The 25,135-nt window shown below is 58.8% G+C and carries 23 protein-coding genes and 1 pseudogene; 7 read left to right on the plus strand and 17 right to left on the minus strand.

Annotated elements, in window-relative coordinates; translation table 11 throughout:
• Positions 1-18 precede the first annotated feature (18 nt).
• Positions 19-1,383, minus strand: coding sequence for an esterase-like activity of phytase family protein (locus tag ACOTW6_RS16950; protein ID WP_063151199.1), 1,365 nt, complete (start codon positions 1,381-1,383; stop codon positions 19-21).
• 400 nt (positions 1,384-1,783) lie between these two features.
• Here ACOTW6_RS16950 and ACOTW6_RS16955 point away from each other — a divergent pair, with 400 nt between their 5' ends.
• On the plus strand, positions 1,784-2,329 hold the full coding sequence (locus ACOTW6_RS16955; protein ID WP_033486712.1) for a YfaZ family outer membrane protein: 546 nt from the start codon (positions 1,784-1,786) through the stop codon (positions 2,327-2,329).
• A 163-nt stretch (positions 2,330-2,492) separates the two neighbouring features.
• Here the strand turns inward: ACOTW6_RS16955 and ACOTW6_RS16960 are convergent, their stop codons facing one another.
• Complete coding sequence (locus ACOTW6_RS16960; RefSeq protein ID WP_213789078.1) at positions 2,493-3,863, minus strand: NAD-dependent succinate-semialdehyde dehydrogenase; 1,371 nt, start codon at positions 3,861-3,863, stop codon at positions 2,493-2,495.
• A gap of 153 nt (positions 3,864-4,016) precedes the next feature.
• On the opposite strand from ACOTW6_RS16960, the gene ACOTW6_RS16965 reads away from it, so the two are divergent.
• The 3 genes from ACOTW6_RS16965 to ACOTW6_RS16975 are packed head-to-tail and all read left to right on the plus strand — an operon-like array spanning position 4,017 to position 6,736.
• Positions 4,017-4,769, plus strand: coding sequence for a helix-turn-helix domain-containing protein (locus ACOTW6_RS16965; RefSeq protein ID WP_213789079.1), 753 nt, complete (start codon positions 4,017-4,019; stop codon positions 4,767-4,769).
• 38 nt (positions 4,770-4,807) lie between these two features.
• Positions 4,808-5,461: a LysE family translocator gene (locus ACOTW6_RS16970; protein WP_090279858.1), complete on the plus strand. Its 654-nt coding sequence runs from the start codon at positions 4,808-4,810 to the stop codon at positions 5,459-5,461.
• 3 nt (positions 5,462-5,464) lie between these two features.
• Positions 5,465-6,736, plus strand: coding sequence for a DUF445 domain-containing protein (locus tag ACOTW6_RS16975; RefSeq protein ID WP_213789080.1), 1,272 nt, complete (start codon positions 5,465-5,467; stop codon positions 6,734-6,736).
• Here the strand turns inward: ACOTW6_RS16975 and ACOTW6_RS16980 are convergent.
• The 7 genes from ACOTW6_RS16980 to ACOTW6_RS17010 form a co-directional block, all read right to left on the minus strand.
• The gene (locus tag ACOTW6_RS16980) at positions 6,733-7,809 is read right to left on the minus strand and encodes a DUF2955 domain-containing protein (protein ID WP_063133616.1); all 1,077 of its coding nucleotides are present in this window, start codon (positions 7,807-7,809) and stop codon (positions 6,733-6,735) included. The genes ACOTW6_RS16975 and ACOTW6_RS16980 overlap by 4 nt on opposite strands.
• On the minus strand, positions 7,799-8,866 hold the full coding sequence (locus ACOTW6_RS16985; protein WP_090279862.1) for an HlyD family secretion protein: 1,068 nt from the start codon (positions 8,864-8,866) through the stop codon (positions 7,799-7,801). Before ACOTW6_RS16985 ends, ACOTW6_RS16980 begins: the two co-directional genes overlap by 11 nt.
• A complete protein-coding gene (locus ACOTW6_RS16990) occupies positions 8,863-9,333 on the minus strand; it encodes a MarR family winged helix-turn-helix transcriptional regulator (protein WP_213789081.1) in 471 nt (156 codons plus the stop codon). The genes ACOTW6_RS16985 and ACOTW6_RS16990 overlap by 4 nt, the downstream gene beginning before the upstream one ends.
• Before the next feature lie 149 nt (positions 9,334-9,482).
• Complete coding sequence (locus ACOTW6_RS16995) at positions 9,483-10,178, minus strand: ArsR/SmtB family transcription factor (RefSeq protein WP_032647138.1); 696 nt, start codon at positions 10,176-10,178, stop codon at positions 9,483-9,485.
• The gene (locus ACOTW6_RS17000; protein ID WP_045350116.1) at positions 10,153-10,548 is read right to left on the minus strand and encodes an amino acid-binding protein; all 396 of its coding nucleotides are present in this window, start codon (positions 10,546-10,548) and stop codon (positions 10,153-10,155) included. Before ACOTW6_RS17000 ends, ACOTW6_RS16995 begins: the two co-directional genes overlap by 26 nt.
• Complete coding sequence (locus ACOTW6_RS17005; protein WP_045333468.1) at positions 10,541-10,864, minus strand: antibiotic biosynthesis monooxygenase family protein; 324 nt, start codon at positions 10,862-10,864, stop codon at positions 10,541-10,543. Before ACOTW6_RS17005 ends, ACOTW6_RS17000 begins: the two co-directional genes overlap by 8 nt.
• A 260-nt stretch (positions 10,865-11,124) precedes the next feature.
• Positions 11,125-11,604 (minus strand): carboxymuconolactone decarboxylase family protein, encoded by a 480-nt coding sequence (locus ACOTW6_RS17010; RefSeq protein ID WP_047062292.1) that lies wholly within the window; start codon positions 11,602-11,604, stop codon positions 11,125-11,127.
• Positions 11,605-11,706: 102 nt separating this feature from the next.
• On the opposite strand from ACOTW6_RS17010, the gene ACOTW6_RS17015 reads away from it, so the two are divergent.
• A complete protein-coding gene (locus tag ACOTW6_RS17015) occupies positions 11,707-13,095 on the plus strand; it encodes a PLP-dependent aminotransferase family protein (protein WP_213789082.1) in 1,389 nt (462 codons plus the stop codon).
• Positions 13,096-13,180: 85 nt separating this feature from the next.
• Here ACOTW6_RS17015 and ACOTW6_RS17020 read toward each other — a convergent pair whose 3' ends face one another.
• Complete coding sequence (locus ACOTW6_RS17020) at positions 13,181-13,342, minus strand: DUF1127 domain-containing protein (protein WP_194302893.1); 162 nt, start codon at positions 13,340-13,342, stop codon at positions 13,181-13,183.
• Between the two features lie 176 nt (positions 13,343-13,518).
• On the opposite strand from ACOTW6_RS17020, the pseudogene ACOTW6_RS17025 reads away from it, so the two are divergent.
• Positions 13,519-14,937 (plus strand): annotated as a pseudogene (locus ACOTW6_RS17025) (PLP-dependent aminotransferase family protein).
• Positions 14,938-14,998: 61 nt separating this feature from the next.
• On the opposite strand, the gene ACOTW6_RS17030 reads toward ACOTW6_RS17025, so the two are convergent.
• Together ACOTW6_RS17030 and ACOTW6_RS17035 are read right to left on the minus strand one after the other, a co-directional pair.
• Entirely contained in the window at positions 14,999-16,120 is a 1,122-nt protein-coding gene (locus ACOTW6_RS17030; protein WP_121479332.1) for a cupin domain-containing protein, read from the minus strand.
• Between the two features lie 134 nt (positions 16,121-16,254).
• Positions 16,255-16,860: an ATP-dependent Clp protease proteolytic subunit gene (locus ACOTW6_RS17035; protein WP_003863062.1), complete on the minus strand. Its 606-nt coding sequence runs from the start codon at positions 16,858-16,860 to the stop codon at positions 16,255-16,257.
• Positions 16,861-17,160: 300 nt separating this feature from the next.
• Here ACOTW6_RS17035 and ACOTW6_RS17040 point away from each other — a divergent pair, with 300 nt between their 5' ends.
• Entirely contained in the window at positions 17,161-17,778 is a 618-nt protein-coding gene (locus ACOTW6_RS17040) for a response regulator transcription factor (RefSeq protein WP_047052558.1), read from the plus strand.
• Positions 17,779-17,781: 3 nt separating this feature from the next.
• Here the strand turns inward: ACOTW6_RS17040 and ACOTW6_RS17045 are convergent, their stop codons facing one another.
• The 5 genes from ACOTW6_RS17045 to ACOTW6_RS17065 form a co-directional block, all read right to left on the minus strand.
• On the minus strand, positions 17,782-23,367 hold the full coding sequence (locus tag ACOTW6_RS17045; protein ID WP_213789083.1) for a trifunctional serine/threonine-protein kinase/ATP-binding protein/sensor histidine kinase: 5,586 nt from the start codon (positions 23,365-23,367) through the stop codon (positions 17,782-17,784).
• A 9-nt stretch (positions 23,368-23,376) separates the two neighbouring features.
• Positions 23,377-23,757 (minus strand): response regulator transcription factor, encoded by a 381-nt coding sequence (locus tag ACOTW6_RS17050; RefSeq protein ID WP_006810275.1) that lies wholly within the window; start codon positions 23,755-23,757, stop codon positions 23,377-23,379.
• 23 nt (positions 23,758-23,780) lie between these two features.
• Positions 23,781-24,041 carry a XapX domain-containing protein gene (locus ACOTW6_RS17055; protein ID WP_003863056.1) on the minus strand — a complete coding sequence of 87 codons (261 nt, stop codon included), beginning with the start codon at positions 24,039-24,041 and terminating at the stop codon, positions 23,781-23,783.
• Entirely contained in the window at positions 24,038-24,259 is a 222-nt protein-coding gene (locus ACOTW6_RS17060) for a DUF1427 family protein (RefSeq protein WP_022646923.1), read from the minus strand. The genes ACOTW6_RS17055 and ACOTW6_RS17060 overlap by 4 nt, the downstream gene beginning before the upstream one ends.
• Before the next feature lie 61 nt (positions 24,260-24,320).
• Positions 24,321-25,007 carry a hydrolase gene (locus ACOTW6_RS17065; protein WP_003863053.1) on the minus strand — a complete coding sequence of 229 codons (687 nt, stop codon included), beginning with the start codon at positions 25,005-25,007 and terminating at the stop codon, positions 24,321-24,323.
• Between the last annotated feature and the right edge of the window lie 128 nt (positions 25,008-25,135).

Raw genomic sequence — 25,135 nt, forward strand, 5'->3', positions numbered from 1 at the left:
GGGTGAGGGGTAAGTGGCTCAGCCCTGGTTCAACGCCTCCGGCAGCGTCACAATCCACAGCTCGCTGTCGGACTCCGGTTTCTTCAGCGGCTTCACGCTGAGGGTGGTTTCAACCGGTTTGTCATCCAGCGTCAGCGCCCCCTGCGCGTTCACCCGATAATCCTTGAGCTTCTTGCCTTCGACTGGCTTCTGCATCGCCACCTTCACGCCAAAGTCATTATCGTTCGCTACCGCCAGCGTTTTACTGTCAATCAGCGCCAGCCCTTCGGCCTTTTCCTGTTGCCAGCCCAGCGCACGCAGATCGACCACCTGCGTTTTTTCCGCAAGGGTGATGCCGCGCTGCGCCAGCGTTTTCTCATCATCAAACTCCGGGTATTCGCCCGGCTTGTCGAAGGCGGCCAGATCGCTCGCCTTGCTCAGATCCACCCTGTAGATGAGGTTACGCATTGCGTCGTTTTTATCCTCACCCTGTTCTATCAGCAGGATGGTGTGGTTATCCAGCGCCACTATGTCGCCGATTTTGGCGTCGCTGTTTTTGCTGTAGGCCGCGCTGTCGATGGGGTAGCCGTACATCGCGGTTTTCCCGGTCGCCGGATCGAAGCTGACCAGACGCGTAAACAGCGCCTGTTTTTTGCTCTTCCCGTCGATATCCAGCGTGCTTTGCACGGCGGCGATAATGCGTCCGTCCGGCATGCGGGTCAGCCCTTCGAAGCCCCGGTTTGCCTGACGCCATTTGATAACGTTTGGCAGACCACCCGCGATGGACTTCTCCCCTTCCGTCGCCTGCGGGCCGTGGATCGCGAGGATTTTCCCTTTCCCGTCGATGTTAATCAGGAACGGGCCATACTCATCGCACAGCCAGTAGCCGCCCTTCCCGTCCGGCGTGATGCCTTCCGTATCCAGCCCGCGGTTATCGCCTTTCAGCACTTTTAAGGTGTCGCTTAGCGCGATTTCATTGGTGGAGCCAATCACGCCGCTTTGCAGCGGCAGGCCGTTGATCTCGCCTTTATCGTCATGCAGCGGTCGCGCGTCCACGGCCTCCGCTTTACCGTTTTGCACGCGGATCGTCATCAGCAGCGGGGCGAAATCCGGAGTAACAAAGATTTTGGCATCGTTTTTTCCCATTTTTGGCGAATCCGCGTTAGGACCGCGATCGGTCACGGTCGCAAACGTCAGCGCATCGCCCTGCTTGCCCGTGAACAACAAACCCGAACCAATACCCACCGGGAGCCCGTTCGGGAATGCGCTGGCAAACGCACCGCTGTATTTGACATGCGCGCCTTCGGGAAAGCTGACGACGTAGCGCTCCGCGGTTGGCTGTGCCGCCAGGCCAGAGAAAGAGAGCGCACAACCGATTAGCACAGGAATAATTTTTCTTTTCATATTGTTAGCATCCAGTAAGTGAAGCCAACAACGTAATGAAGAAACGTGTCAGAAAAATGACATGTAAAGGCCCGGAGGGACGTATACCAATCACCAGAAATGTAAACCTCTGTCTTTATCTGTGTCAGCTGAAATACTTTTGGAAATTATTAGAAACCCAATTAATTCATGGCGAAGAACTATTTGCGCCTCGTTCATTTTACGTTTAGCCAGAAATGTAAACTGTCCCTAAACGCGAATGTATTGGGCATTGACGATTTGCCATATAAACAATTCACCAACATTTACCATTCAAAAACCCAACATAAACAGCATAAAAATGCGAAACTTATCACATTTGCAGTCATAAACATCGCTTGTTAAGGTGCCCTCAGATTAATTTAATGACGAGGAAACACTCATGAAAAAACTTAACGTCCTGATCCTTTCTGCTCTGACCGCCGTATCGGGCTCCGCACTGGCCATGGGTGGCAGCATTGAGCAGGGTAAAAACTTTACTAACCTCAATCTGGAAATGGGGAAATCCTCATCTGGCCTGTATGCGGAGAGCAACTGGCTGAAAAACACCGATGACGGCACCCAGACCGGCGGCGTTGGGGCAGGCTACAACCTGGAAGTGGGTCCGGTAATGCTGAATGCTGGCGCGAAAGCCATCTATATTGGCCCGAAAAAAGGCGATAACGGTGTGGCGTTCCCGATTGGCGGCGGTGTTAACGTTGCGCTGACGGACAGCATTCACGTGTTTGGTGAAGGTTATGTGGCGCCAGACGGCCTGAACAACAGCGTGAAGAACTATGTGGAAGCTAACGGCGGCGTAAGCTGGACGCCAGTCAAACCTGTCACGCTGAAAGTGGGCTATCGCCACGTGAGCGTAGACGGTAAAGACGGTCGTCCAAACCACACGTTGATCGACGGCGCATATGTAGGCGGTGGAGTGTCCTTCTAAGCCTGTCTGCGCATTTCGCCCGGCGGCGCTACGCTTGCACGGGCCTACAATGAAGGGTGAAATGTATTCTTTGTAGGCCGAGTAAGCGCAGCGCCACCCGGCAAGAAAAGCGGTGCAACGGTTAATGGCAAACCTGCCGGATGGCAGGTTTTTTATTACCGCGTTACTTGCGAACGACCACCAGCTTCTGGTTCACAAACTCTTTGATCCCCAGGTCCGACAGCTCGCGTCCGTAACCCGAACGTTTTACGCCGCCGAACGGTAGCTCTGCCGCAGTGTCGGTGAGCCAGTTGATGTACACCATCCCGGTCTCAATGCGCGACGCCATTTTCTTCGCGCGCTCGATGTTCTGGCTGAACACCGCTCCGCCCAGTCCGTAGTGGGAGTCGTTCGCCAGGGCAACCGCCTCGTCGTCGTTTTTCACCACATAAATCTGCGCTACCGGTCCAAAGAACTCTTCGAAATACGCCGGATTATCGCGCGAGATATTGGTCAGGATGGTCGGCTCAAAGAAGCTCCCGTCACGCTGTATGGGCTTGCCGCCATAGTGCAGCTTCGCGCCATTTTTCACCGCCTCGTTAACCTGTTTAGTTAGCGTCTCCAGCGCGTCTTTGGATGACAAAGGCCCCAGCGTGGTGCTTTCGTCCAGCGGATCGCCAATTTTCACCTGCTTAAACGCCTCGGTGAATTTGCTCAGGAAGGCGTCTGCAATCTTTTCATGCAGGATAAAGCGTTTCGCAGCGGTACAGACCTGCCCGGCGTTATTAAGCCGCGCGTTAACGCCAATCTTCACGGCTTTCTCGAGATCCGCATCGTCCAGCACCACGAAGACGTCGTTCCCGCCCAGTTCCAGGGTCGATTTTTTGATGTGCTTCGCAGCCTGTGCCGCAACCACGCTACCCGCTTTTTCTGAACCGGTCAGCGCCGCTCCCTGTACGCGATCGTCGGCGATGATGTTCGCCACCTGTTCGGACGAGATAAACAGGTTGGTCCACGCCCCTTCCGGCGCGCCCGCCTCACGTACCAGCTGTGCAAAGGTCTCTGCACAGTGCGGCACGATGCTGGCATGCTTGGCGATCACCGGGTTACCCGCTGCCAGGTTTGGCGCCAGAACGCGCATCAGCTGATAGTACGGGAAGTTCCATGGTTCGACGGCCATCAGCACGCCGATGGGGTGATGTTCAACCCATGCTTCCCCGAGTTCAGAGTCATACTTCACCGGGGCCAGGAACTGCTTCGCGTTATCCGCATAGTAGCGGGCGATTTGCGCGCACAGCTTCACTTCGCCGCGGCTTTGTTCGATGAGCTTACCCATCTCCTGACTGGCGATTTTCGCCAGATCCTCCACGCGTTCGTCGATCAGGTCCGCCAGCTTATGCAGTACCGGCAGGCGCTGGCTTATGTCGCCCTTCGCCCAGTCGGAGTGATAGAGCGCATCGGCTGCCTTCAGCGCCGCTTCAACGTCTGCATCAGTGTGGGAGGGATATTCTTTGATGAGCTGGTTCGTGGCAGGATTTACTGTCTGGTAAGCCATATCGAATCTCCTTGTTTTACCGCTTAGGGTATTAAGGGTAGTCAATCTGACTGGCTATGAAGGTAAAGTTGGGTATATACGGAGGGTTCTTAACAAGACGCTGCCAGGCGATGCGCAGACATGGTATAAAAAACGCTCACCACTGGAGTTCTTATGACCGATACCCGCCACATCCGCCAGACCTTCAACCGCGCAGCAGGCCTTGAGCTGCGCAGTACGTGGCAGAGCACCCAGGCATACAAACGTCATTGCCATCCACAGCTCTCCATCGGCGCGATTGTGGAAGGCCAGACCTGCTGCGTAAGTCACGGCTACGCGTACGTTCTTGAACCTGGTGATCTTATCGTGATCCCGGCTTATGCCCCGCACAGCTGCAACCCCGTTGTCGGGAAGCCGCGCAGTTACCATATGCTCTATATCGACACCGATCTTCCCCTGGGGCTACAGGTTATTCGCGATCCCACGCTCTTTAAGCGCTTTCTTGCCGTTGTCGGGACGATGTCCTCCGCATCCGTGGAGACCCTGCTTTCCGCCCTTCCCCGTTGCGCGGGTGAGATGAATGCGCCTCGCTCAACCAGCCAGCAGATTCAGCAGGCGTTACTCTCCGACCTTGCCGCACCGCCTTCCCTTGACGAACTCGCCCAACGATTCTCGCTGCGCAAGGAGACGCTGATCCGCACTTTCAGGCAGGATACCGGCCTTACGCCGGGCAGTTTCCTCAACATTTCGCGCGTGGAGTACGCCAAAGCGCGGCTGCGCGCGGGGGATGATATCGCCGACGTGGGCTACCAGAGCGGGTTTGCCGACCAGAGTCATTTTCATAAGACCTTCGTGAACTATACCGCCGCCACGCCGCGCCAGTACGCCACGGGCCGATCAATATCAGACAATAATCAGGATACGTAACGTCGTAAGGTGACCTCAGATTTGTCACTGAGGTCGCTATGGAACTGTTATTTCCCTCCGCTTTTCTTGCCCTCGCGCTGGCGCATTTTGTTGCCCTGTTAAGCCCGGGCCCGGATTTCTTCCTGCTGGTGGGCTACGCCGCCCGCTACCGGCTGCGTGGCAGCGCCGGATTGTGTCTCGGCATCGCAGCAGGTAACGGGTTGTATATCTTACTGGTGATTATCGGCTGGAGCGCGCTGCGCCAGTTTGGGTGGCTGTTTACGCTAATCGAGCTTTGCGGGGCGCTGTACCTGCTGTGGATTGGCTCGCACCTTGTGCGCAGCCGCCCGCAGCCGCTGACGCTGAATGAAACCCATCAGCGCTGCCCTTCGCTGCGCAAGCAGATCCTGCTGGGGCTGGGTTCGGCGCTGTTGAATCCCAAAAACGCGTTGTTCTACCTGGCGCTGATGACGGCGTTACTCGGGCCGGACGTCACGCTGCTTCAGCAGGCGACCTGCGGCGTCTGGATGGTGATGGTGGTGCTGATATGGGATTTTGCGCTGGTATCGCTGATAGGGTTACCGGCAGTTCAGCAAAAGCTCAGCCGTTCGCTCTGGCTGATAGAGCGCACGGCGGGGGTGGTATTGATGGGGTTTGGTGGGTGGGTGCTGTGGCGGTTTTTGCACTTTTCCCCCGTATCCCTCTATCCTTAACCCATGGAAAAACATACCGAACTCAAACGCGCCAAGCTTCTCGCGCTGTCGCTGCTGCTGATTGCCGTCGCAGCGTTTATCACCACCCTGTTCCTGCCGCAAACCTTCTGGGTGCGCGGCGTAAAGGCCATTGCCGAGGCGGCGATGGTCGGCGCGCTGGCGGACTGGTTTGCCGTTGTCGCGCTGTTCCGCCGGGTGCCCATTCCCTTTATCTCGCGCCATACGGCGATTATCCCGCGCAATAAAGACCGCATCGGCGACAATCTCGGCCAGTTCGTGCAGGAAAAGTTTCTCGATACGCAATCCCTTGTCGATCTTATCCGTCGCTACGAGCCCGCACAGATGATTGGGAGCTGGTTCAGCCAGCCCGATAACGCCCGGCGCGTGGGGCAGCATCTGGTACAGGTGATGGGCGGTTTTCTGGAACTCACTGATGACGGACGCATCCAGCGCCTGCTCAAACGCGCCGTCCATAAGGCTATCGACAAGGTTGATTTAACCGAGACCAGCGCCGTCATGCTGGAAAGCATGACCAAAAACAACCGTCACCAGGTGCTGCTGGACGCCATCATCAACCGCCTGATTACCCTGATTCAGCGGGAAAGCACGCGGGAATTTATTGCTGACCAGATCGTCCACTGGCTTAAGACCGAGCATCCGCGCAAGGCGATGGTGCTGCCCACCGAGTGGCTGGGCGATCAAAGCGCAGAGATGGTGTCGAACGCGGTGAACACGCTGCTGGACGATATCAGCCACGACCGCACGCACCAGATCCGTCAGGCGTTTGACCGCGCCACGATCAAGTTCATCGACAATCTGAAAAACGATCCGGAGATGACGGCGAAAGCCGAGAATATCAAACACTACCTGAAGAATGACGAGGCCTTTAACCGTTATCTGGGGGAAATGTGGGCTGACCTGCGCCAGTGGCTGAAAAATGACATGCAGAGCGACGATTCCCGCGTGAAGCAGCGTATCGCCAACGCCGGGCTGTGGTTTGGTGAAACGCTGACTAACGACGCCAGCCTGCGGGCGTCGCTGAATGAGCATCTGGAGCAGGCCGCGCACCGCGTGGCGCCGGATTTCGCCGCGTTCCTGACGCGCCATATCAGCGACACGGTGAAAAGCTGGGATGCCAAAGACATGTCACGCCAGATAGAGCTCAATATCGGTAAAGATCTTCAGTTCATTCGCGTTAACGGTACCCTGGTGGGCGGTACGATTGGCCTGATCCTGTTTCTGCTCTCGCAGCTGCCCGCCGTGCTGGGGCATTAATCCGCTTTTGGCGGCGCGATAACGTAGCGCGTCGCCTCGAAGCGGTTCAGGATCAGGTGCACCAGAAAGACCATCGTCAGCGTGACCACCAGCGCGAAGGTGACGGAGGTTATGCGGTACAGATCGCTGAACACCAGGTCGCTGTCCGGGTGCATGTTCTGCCCGAACATAATGCCGATGGTGGTGATACTGGCGAAGCCTACCCCGGCGCCGACCTTCTCCATTACGTGCAGACGCGCGCCAAACGCCAGCCCAAGGCCAATCAGCGGCATCATCAGCAGCATATGGCTGCTGTGATCGTAGAGGATAAGCTGGACGACAAGGATATAGAGACACCCCAGCACCACGCCGACCACGCGCCAGATGGAGCTGATAACCGATCCGCGATAGTGCATCGGGAACAGGATCAGAATGCCCGCCATCAGCGCCGAAAGCGAATCGCTTAAGTCGCTCATCTGGAACACCACGAAAATCAGCGTCGCCACGGTGCCCGAGAGCAGTGACTCGTGGCGCACGCGGGCGTCATCTTTCTCGATCAGTGGCGGCGGCTTACGCGCCTCCACGTCCGGCAGCAGGTAGTTCATCAGCGCGCTCAGGCACACCGCCATCACGCTCGCTTCGATGTTAGAGAATAAAAGCGTGTGCCAGTTGGTGGTGGGGTAGCTCATAAAGTTGAGCATCACGCTCTGGCAAACCACGCCCATCGAGCCGAACAGGAACAGCGGCCCCTTACTCATAAAGCGAAAACGCATCACGTACAGGGCAAACACCACCAGCGTCATAATGACCGGCCACTGGGACAGATAGCCGATGATAAACACCATTTCGATGCAGTTCAGCGAGGCGCTAAAGATAAACTGCTTCGCCACGTGGCGGTTAAACACCGGCACCAGCGACAGCAGCATGATCGGGTAGACCACAAAAAACACGCCGTAGCTGGTGTTGTAGAAACTCGAAATACTGAGCGCAATCATCCCGGCAAAGACGATACGCAGGGTCTGACGAAAGTCGTTTGCCGTGTAGACGATGTTGCCGTGCGGGGTAAATACCCGCGCCAGGGTGCTAATAGACATAGTGAAGCAGGCTCACCAGATGGATTTGCATCCCGGAGAAGAATCGCGCAAACGGCCCTTCGCTGTTGTAGAGCTGTACGGTGGCGCGCGCGCCGGTCGGCAGCGGCTTCGGTAAGGCTTCGTCCAGCGCCACGTGAATGCGCATACGCTGGGCATCACGCACCCAGCGGTTGGAGGTTTCCGGTTCAGAAAGTTGACCGTTTACGGCCTCCTGTCCGGCGAGGATCCCCGCGTCGCTGCTGGTGACGTGGGCACGGAAAACTTGCCCCGGGAAGGCGTCGAACACCACGGCGGCGTCGGTCCCCTGGTGGGTATGCCGCAGGCTCTTCTCGCGGAAATCCGCCACGATATCGATCCGGGTGTTCACCAGCGCCAGCGCTGCCGAACCGGACGAGGCGTAAAAACCGGGGCTTAATTGCAGGTTACTGACCGTGCCGTCCGCCTCGGCGTAGACCTTCGTCCAGCCAAGATTCAGCTCCGCTTCATCCAGCGCGTTACGGTATTTTTGCAGCGTCACGTTGCGGTGCTCATCCCGCTCGCCGCGCTGAATGCGCAGGTTATGAATATTCGCCTGAATCGAGCTGACGGACTGCTCGCTGCTCTGCCAGGTGGTACGAACCTTATCCAGATCCGCCTGCGACACGTTCTGCAAGGTGCTCAGTTTCTGGTAGCGGTCGAAGGTCACTTTGTCGTTACGCGCGGTCAGCACGGCGGTTTTCAGGCTGGCCTGCGCCGCGGCAATCTGCGCGTCCAGCTGGTCGTTAGACAGACGCGCCTGTTCCAGCGCGATCTGCGCCGCTTCGACCTTATTGCGAAACGGCGTGGCGTCGAGTTCAAACAGCAGATCGCCTTTCTTAACCTGGCTATTGTTGTGGACATGTACCGCCGCCACATACCCGGAGACGCGGGCTGACACCGGGGTCACCACGCGCATCACGGTGGAGTCCGGCGTCAGCGGGATCCAGATATCCGCGACGATAAAGTAGACAAACATCAGCAGGAAAGAGGCAATACTCACCCTTACCCAGCGGGCAAACTTTTGTTCAGGAGTCATTATTTTTCGGTCTTATTATCTTCTTCGCGGATTGTCCGCAAATTGCAGGCGATTTGATTGAGTGTGGCGCTGAAAATATCGATATGTTCCGGCGCGATGTTTTGCGATACGCGCGCCTGATACGTCTCAATCACCTGAGAGAGCCTTTCAAGAATGGCTTTTCCCTCACGCGTCAGCGTCAGCAGCCGGATACGCTTGTCATACGGCGAGACGGTGCGCAGCAGGTAGCCCTGCTTTTCCAGCTGTGTCAGCGTGCGCATTAGCGGAGGCAGTTCAATCCCCTGCACTTCCGCCAGCTCGCTGACCGAGACGTTATCCCCAAGTTGATGAAGCTGCATCATCACCGTCCAGCTCGACTGGGTTAACCCGGTGTCGAGGATGGCGTCGTCGATGACTGCGCGCCACTGACGCACGATCATCGCCATCCGCATGCCCATCGGCCTGCGGTTAAACAGATCTTCTTCACTCATGGGGAGCCCTCTCGTAGTACGCCATTACGATAATAGTTATCAGGGTAAGTATCAAGAAACGAGAAGTTAAAGCGCAGGAATTGCGAAACGATGTTCTCCCTCTCCCCGTGGGAGAGGGCCGGGGTGAGGGCACTAGTCCGCAGCAGAGTTTAGCGGCTAAAATGCTTCCTGACGGCACTTTTCCCCGAAGCCGTCACCACCACCTCCCTGTACCCCGCCACCCGCTGGATCCAGCCTTTGCTTTCCAGATAAATCAACAGCGCAGCGCCCGCCTCACCGCCAAGATGAAACCGCCGCTCGCTCCAGTCCAGGCAGGCGCAGCACGCCTTGCGACGGGTATTGGGATTTAACGGAATACCAAGCTTCAGAAACTGCTCGCGGCCATGTAGCGTGAGCGCTGAACCGTCTGCCTCAAGCCAGCCTTCCGCCTGCATGAATTCATAGATATGCACCGCCACCGTTCCGGCAAGATGGTCGTAGCAGGTTCGTGCTTCGCGCAGGGCTTTTGGCGCGGAGGTTTCCGGCGGCGTGATGCGGCTCCAGGAGAGCCCCATCATCTGCTCGACAAGCGCCGCCACGTCGTGTCCCGCCAGGCGATAGTAGCGATGCCGCCCCTGAGACAGGCAGGTAATCAACTTTCCCTCCACCAGCCGCGCGAGATGCCCACTGGCGGTCGACGGCGCAACGTCTGCCGCCACGCTCAGCTCTGTAGCCGTCCACGCCCGCCCGTCCATCAGAGCACAGAGCATCTTCACGCGCGACGGATCGGCCATTGCAGCCGCTACAGCGGCAATGGCCTGTTCCAGCATCGCGCTGTTATCAGAGGGTAAGCTCGTCTTTAACATTCGTCGCCCAGGATTCGGTGATCTCTGCGGCCAGCTTATCATCATCCGTCAGCAGAATAAGGTGATTCGCATGGTCGCTGTACTGAGTCAGGATAGACACGCCGCGTGCCGCCAGCGCCGCCGCAATTTCACCCAGCTCGCCAGGACGCTCCTGCTTAAGCTTTCTGATCACCGGCTTTCGCAGCGCCTGCACGGTAAACCCGGCGTCGAGCAGCACACGGCGGGCTTTTTCCCCGTCCTCCACCAGGAAATGGGCATCCGTACCGAAAACGCCGCCCCCCTCCAGCCCCACGCCGTTGCGGCCTAACAGTTGTCCAAAGCTCGCCAGCTCGCCGGGCCTGTCGCTAAAAATCACGTGAACGTCATACATCCGCGTGCCCTCCGGTTTCGGAACTGTATTCCCGCACCAGCTGCGCCACGCGAATACGGTAGAAAGAAAAAATCGACGCCCGTCCTTCGGCCTGCGCCGCCTGATGAAAGACGTTCTGCTTCCAGCGGCGGACGGCCTCTTCATCCCGCCACCAGGAAAGGGACAGGATTTTGCCGTCGGTCGTCAGGCTCTGGAACCGTTCGATATCAATAAAGCCGTCGATGTCGGCCAGTAAAGGCTTAAGCTCTGCGGCCAGTTGCAGATAGCGCGCCTGATAAGCGGGTTCGGCTTTGGCTTCGAAAAGGACTGCGATCATGGTTTTCTCTCCGTTGTGATGTTGGGGAGAGAATGCAGAATGGAGAGATACAATGCTTCGGTATGGAGCGAAGTGTTTGCCGGATGGCGCTGCGCTTATCCGGCCTACGGTGTTTTGTAGGCCCGGTAAGCGTAGCGCCACCGGGCTGGTTTTAGCCCACCATCGTACTCGGCTCCATAAACGCCTGAATCCCCCCTCTCGCCATCGTCACGTCCCGCCAGGCTTACGGGCGCTGGTGGCGATGATCCGCGAGCGCGGGATTACTCCAGGTTAGCCTTGTTCAGCCCGTATGCCGCATCCAGCGAGCCCGGCTCCATGCGGGAGGTGATCCCCAGACGATTCCAGGCGTTGATCGCTACGATGGCGAAGTTCAGCTCTGAAATTTCCACGTCCGAGAAGTGCTCCGCCACGCTGCGGTACAGCGCGTCGCTCACGCCGTGAACGCCAATCTGGGTCAGCGCTTCGGTGAAGGCCAGGGCCGCTTTCTCGCGGGCGCTGAACAGCGGGGACTCGCGCCATGCCGCCAGATGGTACAGGCGCAGCTCGCGCTCGCCAGCAATTTTGGCCTCTTTCGAATGCATATCCAGGCAGAAGGTACAGCCGTTCAGCTGTGACACGCGAATGTCGATCAGGTGCTTCAGCGCCGGATCAAGGGAGGTTTTCGCCACTTCCATGCTCAGGGCGGAAAGCGCGTTGGCGAGTGCAGGTGTGGCTTTGTGGTGATTTACGCGGGTGCTCATTGTCTTTCCTCTTTTTTGTGCGGTTTTTATCATGCGATGAGGCAAATCTACGCCGTTAATGACATAGTAAAAAGACACAAAAAACATGAAATGAGGTAGGACATGAAGCCGGGCTATCACGACATTTATACCCGCTACCGCGACAACATTACGCGCGGCGTACTGAAGCCCGGCGACAAAGTGCCTGCCATTCGCGTGCTGGCTGAAGAACTGAAGGTGGCGCGCAAAACCGTCGAGACGGCGTATGCCATTCTGACGGGTGAAGGGTATCTGGTGAGCCAGGGTGCGCGCGGCACGCGGGTGAATCCGGATCTTCTGCTGCCCGCGCAAAACGCCCCGGCAGAACAAGCGACCGGCACGCTGCCGGCGTCGTTGATTAGCCAGCGCGAACGGGCCGGTTTTCTGCGCCCCGGCATTCCCGCGCTCGACAGCTTCCCCTATAAAAAATGGCTGCTGCTGGCAGGCCAGGCGACGCGCGCCATGCGACAGGATGAAATGCTCAACCCGCCGGTGCTGGGCTGGTATCCGCTGCGCGAGGCGATTGCCCGCTATCTCAATATCTCGCGCGGGTTGCCCTGCACCGCAGAACAGGTGCTGATCACCAGCGGCTACAGCGGCAGCCTGCGCCTGATCCTCGACACGCTCGCCAGCCGCAGCGATAAGGTGGTATTTGAGGATCCGGGCTACTTTATGGGCCAGCAGTTGCTCAAGCGCATTGTGCCCCGCCTGCACACCGTGCCGGTCGATCGCGCAGGGATGGATACGGACTACCTGCTGCGTAATCACCACGATGCCCGCTTCGCCATCGTTACCCCGTCGCACCAGAGTCCGCTGGCGGTGACGCTCTCCCTGCCGCGCAAGCAGCAGCTGCTCGACTGGGCGTCACAAAACGAGGCGTGGATTATCGAAGATGATTATGACGGCGAATTTCACTACACCCGCAAAGTGCTGCCGTCGCTGAAAAGCCTCGACCAGCATGACAGGGTGATCTTTATGGGCACCTTCAGCAAAACCATCATGCCATCGCTACGCATGGGCTACGTGGTGATGCCCGCCAGCACCGTCGGCGCGTTTACCGACAGCGCGGACATTCTCACCAGCGGCCAGCCGGTGCTGACGCAAAAGATCCTCACAGCCTTTCTCAACGAGGGGCATTTTTTTCGGCATCTCAAGAAGATGCGCGCGCTCTATCAAACCCGCCGCGACTGGATGATTGCCGCCCTGCGTGAGGTCTATGGCGATCTGTTTTTCACCGAGCAAAACGACGGTGGAATGCATATTGTCGCGTTCCTCGCAAAGGGAAGCGCTGACCGGGAGATCGCCCGCTGCTGGCAGGAACAGCAATTGCAGGTAAACGCGCTTTCGGCGTGGTATCGCGGATCAGGAAAACGCTACGGGCTGGTGATGGGCTATAACAACGTGCGGTCGTATCAGGAGGCGGTTGAGCTGCTGGAAAGGCCGAAACAGCAGACGCTTGCGCTGTTGAGCTGAAAACCGCCGGGTGGCGGCTGCGCCTTACCCGGCCTACGGTCTCCTGTAGGCCCGATAAGCGTAGCGCCACCGGGCAACCCTATGCTCACACATCATATCGCGATAACCCGACGTCCTTGAGCTGCTCGTCGCTCATCTGGCTCAGAATACGGCGGGTACGGTTGATGCGATACCATTTACGCAGCGTTTTCGCTACCCAGACAAACGCGATAAACGGACGTTTTGAACGATTCTCGTAGAATTCCATGATGCTCTCCTCGCTGTGCCAGTGGAGTTATCATCATGGAAAACGGCCAGTACAATACAGATTCAAAAACTGCTTTTGTTTACCATACAGATCCGCTAAAACGGTATCTGCATGGTGGTTTAACCATCAATCTGTACTGGTTTAATGCTCTGTATGGTGAAAAAAAAGGATACAGCATGACGCGCTATCAACATCTGGCCAACCTCCTGGCGGAACGTATTGAACAAGGGCTGTATCGCAGCGGCGAACGTCTGCCGTCGGTCCGCACGCTGAGCTAGGAGCACGGCGTGAGCATCAGCACTATACAGCAGGCCTACCAGATCCTCGAAAATCTCCAGCTGATTACGCCTCAGCCGCGCTCCGGCTATTTTGTCTCGAAACGCAAAGCGCAGCCGCCCGTCCCGGCGATGACGCGCCCGGTGCAGCGCCCCGTGGACGTCACCCAGTGGGATGAAGTGATGATGCTGCTGGATGCCCGCGCCGACAAAGAGATGATCTCCTTTGGCGGCGGCTCGCCGGACATTAACCAGCCGAGCCTGAAGCCGCTCTGGCGCGAGATGAGCCGCATTGCGCAGCATAACCCGGGCGAAATGCTGAGCTATGACGTCCTTGACGGGCGCCTGGAGCTACGCGAGCAAATCGCCCGCCTGATGCTGGACGGCGGCTCCACCGTCGCGGCAAACGAGATTGTCATCACCAACGGCTGCCACGGCGCGCTGTCGATCGCCCTGCTCTCGGTGTGCAAGCCGGGTGACATCGTGGCGGTCGAGTCACCATCGTTTCACGGCACCATGCAGATGCTGCGCGGCTTTGACATCAAGGCCATTGAAATTCCCACCGATCCCGAGACCGGGATCAGCATCGAGGCGTTAGAGCTGGCGCTGGAGCAATGGCCGATCAAGGCGGTGATCCTGGTGCCGAACTGCAATAACCCGCTCGGGTTTATCATGCCGGAGTCTCGCAAGAAGCAGGTCTTAGCCCTGGCACAGCGGCACGATATCGTGATTGTTGAGGATGATATCTACGGCGAGCTGGCGGCGGAGTATCCGCGTCCGCGCACCATTCATTCTATGGACATAGATGGTCGCGTGCTGTTATGCAGTTCGTTTACCAAAACCGTGGCGCCGGGCCTGCGGGTCGGCTGGATTGTGCCGGGGCGCTATTACGACCGGGTGATGCACATGAAGTACGCCGCGGGCGGGTTTAACGTGCCGGGCACGCAGATGGCGGTGGCGGCGTTTATTCGCGACGGCCACTACCATCGCCACGTGCGCCGTATGCGCCAGATTTATCAGCAGAATATGGAGACCTACACCTGCTGGGTGCGGCAGTATTTTCCGGCAGAGATTTGCGTCACCCGCCCGCAGGGCAGCTTCCTGCTGTGGGTTGAGCTGCCGGAGACGGTCGATATGGTGTGCGTCAGCAAGCAGCTGTGTCGGCTGAAGATCCAGGCCGCAGCAGGGTCGCTGTTTTCCGCCTCCGGGAAGTACCGCAACTGCCTGCGTATCAACGTGGCGCTGCCGCCGACAGACAAAAATCGCGAGGCGTTGAAAAAGATGGGAGAAGCGATTGTGATTGCGATGGAGGAGGGCTAGTGCGGCCTGATGCCCTCACCCCGACCCTCTCCCACAGGGAGAGGGAGAAAACCGTGCCGCATTACTCGTCGAAGTACCAGTAGCCCTGGTTAATCAAACCGGTCAGCTCTTCCACAAACGCCGGATTATTCAGCGCCTCGCCCAGCTCAGCCTGGCCGAGCTCGGTGTAGCGGCACAGCGCGTCCGCCCCGTTCACATCCGCCGTTTCCAGCTGTTCGCTGTTGATAAAGAAGCTGCCGTTGATGTTCAGCACGCGCAGCCCGCTCAGGCGGGAGAGCGTTTCGCCCCCTTGCAGCGCGTCGAGCACCTCTTCTGCGGAATACGGCGGCTCGGCGGCGGCAATATCCAGCTCGTGACGCGGCGTGGAGACGAAGCTGCCAAACCATTTCGTAAAATCATCCGGCTTGCTAATCATGTCGATCATCATCTGGCGAATGCGATCAAGCTCGTACTGCTCCACGCGGCCAGGGTGTTCGCGACAGGTCAGATCCGGATCGCTGTAGTGTTCGCCGCCCAGATCGTTCTCCAGCGCGTAGTCGGCAAAGCTGCTGATCAGATCGCGACCGTTCGGCCCGCGGAAGCCGACGGAGTAGTTGAGCGCGGTTTCATGGGTAAAGCCGTCATGCGGGAATCCAGGCGGAATGTAGAGGATATCGCCCGGCGCCAGATCTTCGTCGATGATCGGCTCAAACGGATCGACGTGCAGCAGGGCCGGATGCGGGCAGAACTGACGCATCGGCAGCTTGTCACCCACGCGCCAGCGGCGGCTGCCCATCCCCTGGATGATAAACACATCGTACTGATCGATATGCGGCCCAACGCCGCCGCCCGGGACGGAGAAGGAGATCATCAGGTCATCAAGACGCCAGTCCGGCAGGACGCGGAACGGACGCACCAGCTCTGCGGCGGGCATATGCCAGTGGTTCACCGCCTGCGCCAGCAGGGACCAGCCGGTTTCACCGAGGTTATCGAAATGCTCAAACGGGCCATTGCTCGCCTGCCACTTGCCGTTAGCGTGGCTTACCAGGCGGCTATCGACTTCCGGCTCCATCGCCAGACCCGCCAGCTCATCAGGGGTAATGGGGTCGACAAAATTCGGGAAGGCATTTTTCAGCACAACGGGTTGTTTTTGCCAGTATTTTTCAAGAAATTCCGGCCAGTTCAGGTTTAGTTGATACGCCATGGTTAGCACCAGTGAGAGGGTAAACAGGCGCGATTATAGGTAAGAAAGCAGAGGGGGAACTTGTCATGGGTCAATCGAGCGCGTGTAGGTCGGGTAAGGCGAAGCCGTCACCCGACGCACACGCGGGCTAAAACTTAATCCAGGTTCAGCTCGTCATAATGGGTAATCAGTTTACCCACGATGCCGTAGTCCAGCGCTTCCGCCGGTGACATCCAGAAGTTACGGTCGGTGTCTTTCTTCACTTTCTCCAGCGGCTGGCCGGTGGCGTCAGCAATCAGCTTGTTCACGCGTTCCAGCATGCGGATGATCTCGCGCGCTTCGATCTCAATATCCGTCGCCTGGCCGCGCACGCCGCCCAGCGGCTGGTGGATCATAAAGCGGGTATTTGGCAGCGAGTAGCGGTGCTCTTTTTTCGCCGCCAGGAAGATGGTGATCCCGGCGCTTGCCACCCAGCCGGTGCCGATCACGTGCACTTCCGGACGGATAAACTTAATGAAGTCGTGGATGGTGTCGCCTGCTTCCACGTGGCCGCCCTGGCTGTTGATGTACAGCTTGATCGGATCGTTGCTGACGCTTTGCAGCAGGATCATCTGAGTGATGACTTTCTGAGCCAGCTCCTGGTTAATCTCTCCGGAGATGACAATCGAACGGGATTCCAGCAGTTTTTGCTGTAGAGCGCCCGCGCCGTTTGTTCCTTCCGCTTTTTCTTTATCGTCACTGCTTTTCAGTGTGTAGTGCATCGTTATGTCCTCAGCTTGTCGCGCTCAAAATCAGAGTGTAGCCTGTTTTACCCGTCGGCGTCCTCACACGAAACATCGCGTGCCGTGCGCTGGCTTTGCCCCCGGAAAGGTCTCTAAAAACAGCGCACCATTCCTAACTAATTCGCCACATTTTTATTACACTTTCATATCATCTTCATATTGATAAATGATAATAATAATTAATGTGTTAGTATGAATGAGGATAGCAAACAGCCGCTTACGTTCAAAAAGGCGCTATTTTATTCTCGATGATTTACTGATCACACACCGGGGCGGTGAATGGAACACATTGTTTATGTGGTTGATGACGATGACACAGTCAGACAGTCCGTTGTCAGGCTGCTGGAATCCGCGGATATACACGCCCTTGGCTTTTCCTCAGCAGAAGCCTTTCTCAGCCATCCCTTTGAGGATCTGCCCTCCTGCGTGATCCTCGATATGCAGATGCCCACGATAACCGGGTTTGATGTCGCAGATGCGCTGAAAGCCAGCGGGCGGGAAATACCGATCATCTTTCTCACCGGTCACGGCACCATCCCTATGTCCGTCCGGGCGATCAAAGGCGGGGCCTACGAATTTCTCACTAAGCCCGTTGAATCCAGCGCGCTCATTGGCTCCATCGAATCCGCGCTCAGGCTGGCACAGCACAACGCCGCCCGCGTCAAAGAGCACTACGCCCTGAAACAGCGCCACATGTCCCTCACGCCGCGCGAGCACGAAGTGCTTGAGCTGGCCATCAGCGGCAAGCTCAACAAGCAGATTGCCGCCGAGCTGGGCGTCAGTGAGATTACGGTGAAAGTGCACCGCCGCCGGGTGATGGAGAAAATGCAGGTCCGCTCCGTAGCCGAGCTGGTCAGGGCCGTCGAGCGCCTGACCAAACATCAGCCAGCGGAATAACCGTTACTCCTCCTGTCCGGCAAGCGGCAACGCGAAGGTAAACACCGTGCCGTACGGCTCTCTGCGGCGCGCGCTCAGTTTCCCCCGGTGCCGTTCAATGATGCTGGCGCTGATGGTCAGCCCCATCCCCATTCCCTGCGCTTTGGTCGAATAGAACGAGTCAAAGATCCGCTCGGTGAGCGCCGGCTCAATGCCGCTGCCGGTATCGGCGATCTCGAAGATCACCTTTCCCTCGGCGCAGTTCGCGGTGGAGATCGTGATGCTGCACGGGCGATCCGTCACTTCCGCCATTGCTTCCATCGCATTCATCACCAGGTTAAGCAGCACCTGCTGGATCTGCACGCTGTCACCGATGATAAAGCTGTCGTCAGCGTTCAGAAGATAATCAACGCTTATGTGTCGCAGCTCAAGTTCGCTGCGGGAGAGCATAATGATGTGGTGGATCAGGAAGTGCAGATCGATTCGCGTAAACGTGGGGTCCTGTTTGCGCGTCAGAGACTGAATGCTGCGGATGATCTCCCCTGCCCGCTCGCCCTCGGCGGCGATCTCCTCCAGCCCCTCGCGCACTTTGTCCAGCCGTGCCGGATCGCGGTTGAGCCAGCGCAGGCTCGCGCCGGCGTTCGAGACAATCGACATCAGCGGCTGGTTGATCTCGTGCGCGATCGAGGAGGTCAGTTGCCCGACGGTAGTGGCCCGTGAGACTCGCGCCAGATCCGCCTGCGCCACCCGCATCGCATCCTCCGCCGCCCGCTGGCTGGTGATGTCGGTAATGATGCCGTAATACTCATTCACCTCGCTGCCGACGCCCACCGGATCGCCAATCCCGAGGATGTAGCGAACGGAGCCGTCGGTGCGGATGATGCGAAACTCCGCGCGCATCGACAGCCCGTCACGCACGCTCTGGTTAACGAGGGTGCTGATCCGGCCATAATCGTCCTCATGCACGAAGGTCAAAAACTCCGCCATTGAGATCATCTTTTGCTGCTCTGGCAGGCCAAGGATACGGGCGTACTCTTCGGACATAAACATCAGATCCTGCACTAGCTCCCAGCGCCAGCTGCCGGTATGGCTGATCTGCTCGCCCAGCATCAGCGAGGTCTGGCTGGCGCGCAGCTCTTTCTCCACCCGTCGGCGCTGGATGTTTTCCGCCAGCAGCTCGGCGTAGAGCCGCGCCGTCTCCAGCGAAACCGCCGCCTGCGCGCCCAGCAGGCTAACCACGCGCGAATGTTCGGCGGTAAACACTTCCGGCATCAGGCGGTTTTCCAGATACAGAACCCCCACCAGCCGCGCCTGTTTGAACATCGGCACGCACATCACGGCGGCGCCGGACGTCACCAGATACGGATCCTGGCTGAACGGGTGGAACTCCTCCGGTTTGCCGGTGCGGATCTCCTGCCCGGTGCGGATCACCGCGGCCAGCACCGACAGCGGCATGTCCGTCGCCATCGGCGACGCCTTCAGGATGCGCACCCGCACGCCGTCGGTACTGGTCCAGGCGCTGGCTTCGATCTCCGGGATGTGATTATCGCTGACGCGCAGCAGCAGGCCACGCTGCGCCCCGGCCCGTTCAAGCAGCAGCGTCATCAGGTTTTCGATTAAACGTTCAAGGTTGATCTCTTCGGACAAGGCGCGTGAGGCTTTGATGACGCTCTGTAAATCGCGGATCACCTCGTTCTGGGCAAACGCCGCCGTGTCATACGCGCGGCTCTGCCCGGAGGCCAGCAGATGGGGGAAATCCTGCTCCAGCTGGCGCACCTTGGCCTGCGCCCCGGCGCGCCCCCAGGCGGCAATCGCGCCGCGGAAATGGGCGTCGGAGGCGGTCGGGTAGCCGCAGGCCAGCGAGAAACGCCCGGCCAGCTCGTGCGCCAGGGCATTGTTCGGGTTAAACCCGCCCTCCCGCGAGAGTCGCACCGCTTTTTCATACTGCTCCAGCGCGATGCTGTTCATGCCGTCCAGACGGACGATTTCGGCATAAATCAGCGCCTCTTTATCGGCAAACGTGCCCGGATTGATCCGCGCCCAGAGGGCTATTTTGTCGTAATGGTGATGAATACTGCGGCGATAATCCGCCGAGAAGGTTTCCGGCGTGAGCTGGCGGGAGAGCGCCAGCGCGCTGTAAAAATGGTAATCCAGCAGATGAATATGACCCGGCGCGGACCACGCATACCAGCCCGCCATTTCTAAATCCGCCTGTGCGTCGGCGTATTCGCCGCAGGAAAAGTGCGCCATCCCGCGATAGAGCCAGTACCAGAAGAGCATGGTCGAGGTCTGCTCGGGCGCCTGCTCCGGCGGCGCGGGCAGCAGATCGTCAGGCAGCGCCTGGGCGGCACTCCATGTGCCCGTCACTGGCGTGCGTAAAAACTCCACGTAGCGGCGCTGAATGTGCAGAACGGTTTCAATGTCCTGGTAATCCGTTTTGCGCACAAAGGCCAGACCGCGATCGATGCTGGTCAGCACGCCATCCAGATGATCGCCCCGGGAGAGGAAGTTAATGATCTGATGACAGGCCGCGAAGCAGGCCATCGTCATGTCGCCGTGGGTCACCGCCGAGGTAAAGCAGGCCTTGGCGCACTCGATAGTGTACGACAGCGGCTGGGTCCAGACGCTGAGCTGGTCGAGCGGCAGCAGAGTTTTGGCTTCATAGGCATCATAGCCGTGGCGGTTCACCAGCTCACGAGCCAGCGTGCCGTACTCAAACCCGAGACGGTATTCGGCGTAGCGGTGGCCAATCAGCACGCCAAACCAGGCCATCGCCGTGGTGGAAGCACCGGTTATGCCGTGATCGAGCGTGAGGTGCATCATCCGGCACAGGAGTAAAAAGTGCAGGCGCGGGCAGGTAAAGCTGGCGAAAATACTGGCGCTGTAAAGCAGGTTCATCACCGCTTCGGTCTCTGCGTTCTCCATCAGCTTAAGCTGAGAAAACGGGTTCTGCGGCGCGTCGGCGGTGCGTTGACAGAACTGCTGCCAGGCCTCGTCACATTCGGCGTTTTCCGGGTAGCGGCTGATCTGGATCCCGAACACCCCCAGCCAGCATAACGACGCCTCCAGCGCCAGACGGATCTCCGACTGGCGCATATAAACTTCCGCCAGCAGGTTGGCGGCCAGCGCTTTCTCCGTCAGCCCGCCCGGTGAACCGAGGATCGCATCGCACAGCGCACGCGTGCTCTCCAGGTGTCCGAGCGCAAACTCACAGCCCGCCTCTTCGATATCCAGCATAAAGTCCGAGACCGGGCCCGCATTCCCCAGCGCTCTGGCGGTCTGGATATAGCTTAAGGCGGAAAGGTAATCGCCGGTACGCTTCGCACGCCGCGCGGCCTGAAGGCTCAGCTCCCGGAATCGCTGCCGCTGGGGTGCAGGCTGGATGCAGTCCAGCGCGGCGCTGACGTGGTGAACCGCGCGGAACAGCAGTTCGTTGCCCGCCGTCTGCCGCGCGGCATCCGCCAGCAGGCTGGCGGTGGTCAGGTGCAGATGGCTTTTCTCGCCCTCATCCAGCAGGGCAAAGGCGGCTTCCTGCACCCGATCGTGGGTAAAAGCGTACTCTTTCTCCGTCAGCACAATCAGCTGAGCGGTAACGGCCGGGTGAAGCGCGTAGCGGATTTCCGCCGCCGACCGCCCCACCACGCGGCACAGCATCTCCAGCTCACCGGTGCAGCCGAGGCAGGCGATGCTGCCCAGCAGGCGGCGCGTCTCGTCGGGCATCTCCTTGAGCTGTTCAAGCACCAGCGTCACCACGTTCTCGGTGTAGTGCCGGGCGCGGATGGCCTGGAGATCGTAATGCCATTTCCCCTGATATTTGTTGTGCACCACCAGTCCGTCATCGACGATGCGGCGGAAAAACTCCTGCACGAACAGCGGGTTGCCGCCGGTTTTTTCATGGATCAGCGTGGCAAGATCGGCGGTACCGGTACTGCGGGCATGAAAAATCCCCCCGAGCCAGCGCGCCACGGCCTTCACCGACAGCGGCTGCGGCACGATCGTCGTGGCGTGCTGCGCCGCCTCCGGCAGGCTCGCCAGCGCGGTCTGCAAGGTGGGCTCAGAAAGCGAACTGAGATCGCGGTGCGCCACCACCACCAGCAGCGGGATGGCGCCGCAGGCGCGCAGCAGGTGATCGAGCGTTTGCAGGCTGGCGGCGTCGATCCACTGCACATTATCCAGCAGCAGCACCAGCGGCGCGCCCTGGGTGGCGAAGGTTTTCACCAGCGCCAGCACCATATGGCTGAAGCGCGCCCGCGCGTCGATGGAAAAGGTATCCGCAGAGAAACGCGGTTTGTTCTCAAGGAGTAAATTCAGCTCCGGCACCAGGCTGACGGCCAGCTCCTCGAAGCCTTCCAGCGCGCGCGACAGGCGGATTTTCCACGTCGCTACCTCCCCGGCTGGCAGCCCGAGCAGGTGCAGCGTGAGCGTCCGAAACGCCGAACTCAGCACGCCGTAGGGCAGCGTGGGAGAATATTGATCGACCTTGCCCACCGCCAGCAGCACCTTGCGCTGTTGCAGCGATTTCAGCGTGGTGGCGATCACGGAAGACTTGCCGATCCCCGACGGACCGCCAATCGTCACCAGTTCCGGCGCACCGCTCTGGCTGACCCGCTCAAACGCGGCGATGACGTCGCTGGCCTGCGGATGCGCAGAGAAAAGCGAATCGGCAAGATGGATCGCCGGAGAGCGATCCTGCTGGCCGGGAATAAAGTCGACGATCTCACCTTCGGCGGTCAGCGTCGCCTGGCAACGCCTGAGGTCGGCAATCAGCCCGTCGACGGTCTGATAGCGATTCTCCGGGTTCTTCTCCAGCAGCTTAAGGATAATGGTCGACAGCATGCCGGGTACGTCCGGGCGCACCCGCCCCGGCGAAAGCGGCTCAGAGGCAATGTGGTAATGCGCCCAGTTGGTCTGGTCATCAGCGCTCAGTTCAAACGGCAATCGCCCGGTCAGAAGTTCATAAAGCACGATACCAAGACTGTAGAGATCGCTCCGGCTGTCGACGGCGCGCCGGGTACGCGTGGTGTGTTCCGGTGACATGTAGGCGGGCGTGCCGCCAGACGCGGCAAGCCGGGACTGGGAGAACGCGTCGGAGGTGCCGCAGGAAAGACCGAAGCTGCACAAACGGCAGGTGGCGTCGTGATGAACGAAGATCGCCCCGGGTTTGATATCGCCGTGGATCAGGTTGTGCAGATGCATCTGGCGCAGGGGACCGCAGATGCGGATCGCCATCTCGATAAAGCGGGCGATCCCGGAGATCGCCTTACCTGCCCGGCACGCCAGCAGTTCAAAGCAGAACGGCGCGTAGACCAGCGCAAAACGTCCGCGGTACTGGGTTGAAGCGACGGGCCGGATAGCCCAGCCGTCATGAAGCCGATCGCGCAGGGCAAACTCGTTTTTCAGCAGCCGCGTGGCCCGCTCCTCTTCTTCATCGCTGACCGCGGTGGCAATAATAAACGAACCGCCGGACTGGGGATGCCGCCCGTTCATCCAGGCGATGCCGCCCTCCTGCGCCAGCACGGTAAAAATGACATCCTCTTTCAGAACAAAAGCCCGCCCTTCATGGAGACTTCCCCGGGCGGGCCAAAATGCAGGCGACGTATGTTCGTTCATCCGCGATCCTTATTGTCGGCGGGTCAGCTCCCGCTGAATATGATCCAGCAGAATATCGATGTTAATCGGCTTACGCAAAAATGCAGCGGCGCCCAGACTGAGTGCATACCGCTGCATATTTTCATCAGCATGACCGGAGATAAACAGTATTGGCGGTGGCGGCGTGGCCAGCAACCGCAGCTTCTCAAACAGCTCGATGCCGTTCATGCCGCGTAGCTTGATGTCGGTGATCACCAGCGACGCGCCGGACAGGGCGAGAGGGTGGCTCAAAAACACCTCTGCCGAATCGAAGGTATCGGTAGCATACCCTTCCGATTGCAGCAGGTTACTGAGCCCGCTGCGAACAGAGCGTTCGTCATCAATGATGGCAATGCGCCACGGCAGCGTCATGCTGTCTTTCCTCAAACAAATCGTTACGCGTCGCGGCTTTCCTTCGCGGGCGCTGGGGGCGCGGTACCGCTGATCTTCGGTACGCATTCATGACGAAACCAGGCCAGGGTTAACGGTTCGCGGCTCACCAGACGCCGTCCGATGGGGATTAGCTGTTCACCCACCAGCATGCCGAACAGGCCAAGCAGCGCGACGACCGGCGGCGCCGGGGAATGCACGTCGAGCAGGGCGTAAAGTACCCCAGCCGCGACCCCGCACACCAGCGAAATAATCCAGGCCTTCATGATGACGCTCCGGTCAGGTGCTGAACGTGGGGAACCGTCACCTGCACGCCCGCGGGATTATCGCGGGATAAAAGATGACGCATCGCCTGTTCCCCCGCCAGCATCCCCAGCAGGCCAATCAGCGCCAGCGCGGGCGGCGCGGGGGAACGCACCTTCAGCACGGCATACATCAGGCCAATCAACACGCCTGCCGCGAGGGATATCAACCCTGTACTCATTGTGAACTCCAGAGAAAAAGGCAGCGGCGAGCCGGATGAGGGACCAGCCCGCCAGCGGAACTTAGCGAGCCGGAACCGGCGCTAAGGTGCGGTGCTCGCTCTTCTGACGAGACGGCGCTTTGTGCACCATGGTGTAGGCGTAATCCACACCCATTCCGTAGGCGCCGGAGTGCTCGCGCACGATATCCATCACCGCGGTGTAGGTCTCTTTGCGCGCCCAGTCACGCTGCCACTCCAGCATCACCTGCTGCCAGGTCACCGGGATCACGCCCGCCTGGATCATGCGCTGCATCGCGAAGTCATGGGCTTCTTTGGAGGTGCCGCCGGAGGCGTCTGCCACCATATAAATTTCGTAGTCGCCTTCCAGCATCGCGCACAGGGCAAAGCTGTTATTGCACACTTCGGTCCACAGGCCCGCGACAACCACCTTCTTCTTGCCGTTGGCCTTCAGCGCGTCGCGCACCTTCTGGTCGTCCCAGGAGTTCATGGAGGTACGCTCCAGAATGTCCTGGCCCGGGAACACGTCCAGCAGCTCCGGATAGGTATTGCCGGAGAAGCTTTCGGTCTCAACGGTGGTGATGATGGTTGGGATGTTGAACACCTTAGCCGCTTTCGCCAGCGCCACGGTGTTGTTTTTCAGCACCTGGCGGTCAATAGACTGCACGCCGAACGCCATCTGCGGCTGGTGGTCAATGAAGATGATCTGACAGTTGGCAGGGGTTAAGACTTCGAGCTTAGAAGTGGTCATAAGAGTATCCAGTGAGGTTAAAGGTTAAAATCGCCGCGAACAGCACGCCGATAAAATCGCGTTCATCCTATGACCCACACCGCCGTGGTGTAATTATCTCTTCGTATAGTTAACCTTAGGTATAGTTA

It is taken from the genome of Enterobacter cloacae complex sp. IR5403 (genome assembly GCF_049238705.1).
Classification (GTDB): Bacteria; Pseudomonadota; Gammaproteobacteria; order Enterobacterales; family Enterobacteriaceae; genus Enterobacter; species Enterobacter hormaechei_C.

What these genes read in the sequence shown, in the direction of transcription:
- ACOTW6_RS16950 (WP_063151199.1), bottom strand. Translation starts at nt 1,383, where the DNA reads ATGAAAAGAAAAATTATTCCTGTGCTAATCGGTTGTGCGCTCTCTTTC.
- ACOTW6_RS16955 (WP_033486712.1), top strand. Translation starts at nt 1,784, where the DNA reads ATGAAAAAACTTAACGTCCTGATCCTTTCTGCTCTGACCGCCGTATCG.
- ACOTW6_RS16960 (WP_213789078.1), bottom strand. Translation starts at nt 3,863, where the DNA reads ATGGCTTACCAGACAGTAAATCCTGCCACGAACCAGCTCATCAAAGAA.
- ACOTW6_RS16965 (WP_213789079.1), top strand. Translation starts at nt 4,017, where the DNA reads ATGACCGATACCCGCCACATCCGCCAGACCTTCAACCGCGCAGCAGGC.
- ACOTW6_RS16970 (WP_090279858.1), top strand. Translation starts at nt 4,808, where the DNA reads ATGGAACTGTTATTTCCCTCCGCTTTTCTTGCCCTCGCGCTGGCGCAT.
- ACOTW6_RS16975 (WP_213789080.1), top strand. Translation starts at nt 5,465, where the DNA reads ATGGAAAAACATACCGAACTCAAACGCGCCAAGCTTCTCGCGCTGTCG.
- ACOTW6_RS16980 (WP_063133616.1), bottom strand. Translation starts at nt 7,809, where the DNA reads ATGTCTATTAGCACCCTGGCGCGGGTATTTACCCCGCACGGCAACATC.
- ACOTW6_RS16990 (WP_213789081.1), bottom strand. Translation starts at nt 9,333, where the DNA reads ATGAGTGAAGAAGATCTGTTTAACCGCAGGCCGATGGGCATGCGGATG.
- ACOTW6_RS16995 (WP_032647138.1), bottom strand. Translation starts at nt 10,178, where the DNA reads ATGTTAAAGACGAGCTTACCCTCTGATAACAGCGCGATGCTGGAACAG.
- ACOTW6_RS17000 (WP_045350116.1), bottom strand. Translation starts at nt 10,548, where the DNA reads ATGTATGACGTTCACGTGATTTTTAGCGACAGGCCCGGCGAGCTGGCG.
- ACOTW6_RS17005 (WP_045333468.1), bottom strand. Translation starts at nt 10,864, where the DNA reads ATGATCGCAGTCCTTTTCGAAGCCAAAGCCGAACCCGCTTATCAGGCG.
- ACOTW6_RS17010 (WP_047062292.1), bottom strand. Translation starts at nt 11,604, where the DNA reads ATGAGCACCCGCGTAAATCACCACAAAGCCACACCTGCACTCGCCAAC.
- ACOTW6_RS17015 (WP_213789082.1), top strand. Translation starts at nt 11,707, where the DNA reads ATGAAGCCGGGCTATCACGACATTTATACCCGCTACCGCGACAACATT.
- ACOTW6_RS17020 (WP_194302893.1), bottom strand. Translation starts at nt 13,342, where the DNA reads ATGGAATTCTACGAGAATCGTTCAAAACGTCCGTTTATCGCGTTTGTC.
- ACOTW6_RS17030 (WP_121479332.1), bottom strand. Translation starts at nt 16,120, where the DNA reads ATGGCGTATCAACTAAACCTGAACTGGCCGGAATTTCTTGAAAAATAC.
- ACOTW6_RS17035 (WP_003863062.1), bottom strand. Translation starts at nt 16,860, where the DNA reads ATGCACTACACACTGAAAAGCAGTGACGATAAAGAAAAAGCGGAAGGA.
- ACOTW6_RS17040 (WP_047052558.1), top strand. Translation starts at nt 17,161, where the DNA reads ATGGAACACATTGTTTATGTGGTTGATGACGATGACACAGTCAGACAG.
- ACOTW6_RS17045 (WP_213789083.1), bottom strand. Translation starts at nt 23,367, where the DNA reads ATGAACGAACATACGTCGCCTGCATTTTGGCCCGCCCGGGGAAGTCTC.
- ACOTW6_RS17050 (WP_006810275.1), bottom strand. Translation starts at nt 23,757, where the DNA reads ATGACGCTGCCGTGGCGCATTGCCATCATTGATGACGAACGCTCTGTT.
- ACOTW6_RS17055 (WP_003863056.1), bottom strand. Translation starts at nt 24,041, where the DNA reads ATGAAGGCCTGGATTATTTCGCTGGTGTGCGGGGTCGCGGCTGGGGTA.
- ACOTW6_RS17060 (WP_022646923.1), bottom strand. Translation starts at nt 24,259, where the DNA reads ATGAGTACAGGGTTGATATCCCTCGCGGCAGGCGTGTTGATTGGCCTG.
- ACOTW6_RS17065 (WP_003863053.1), bottom strand. Translation starts at nt 25,007, where the DNA reads ATGACCACTTCTAAGCTCGAAGTCTTAACCCCTGCCAACTGTCAGATC.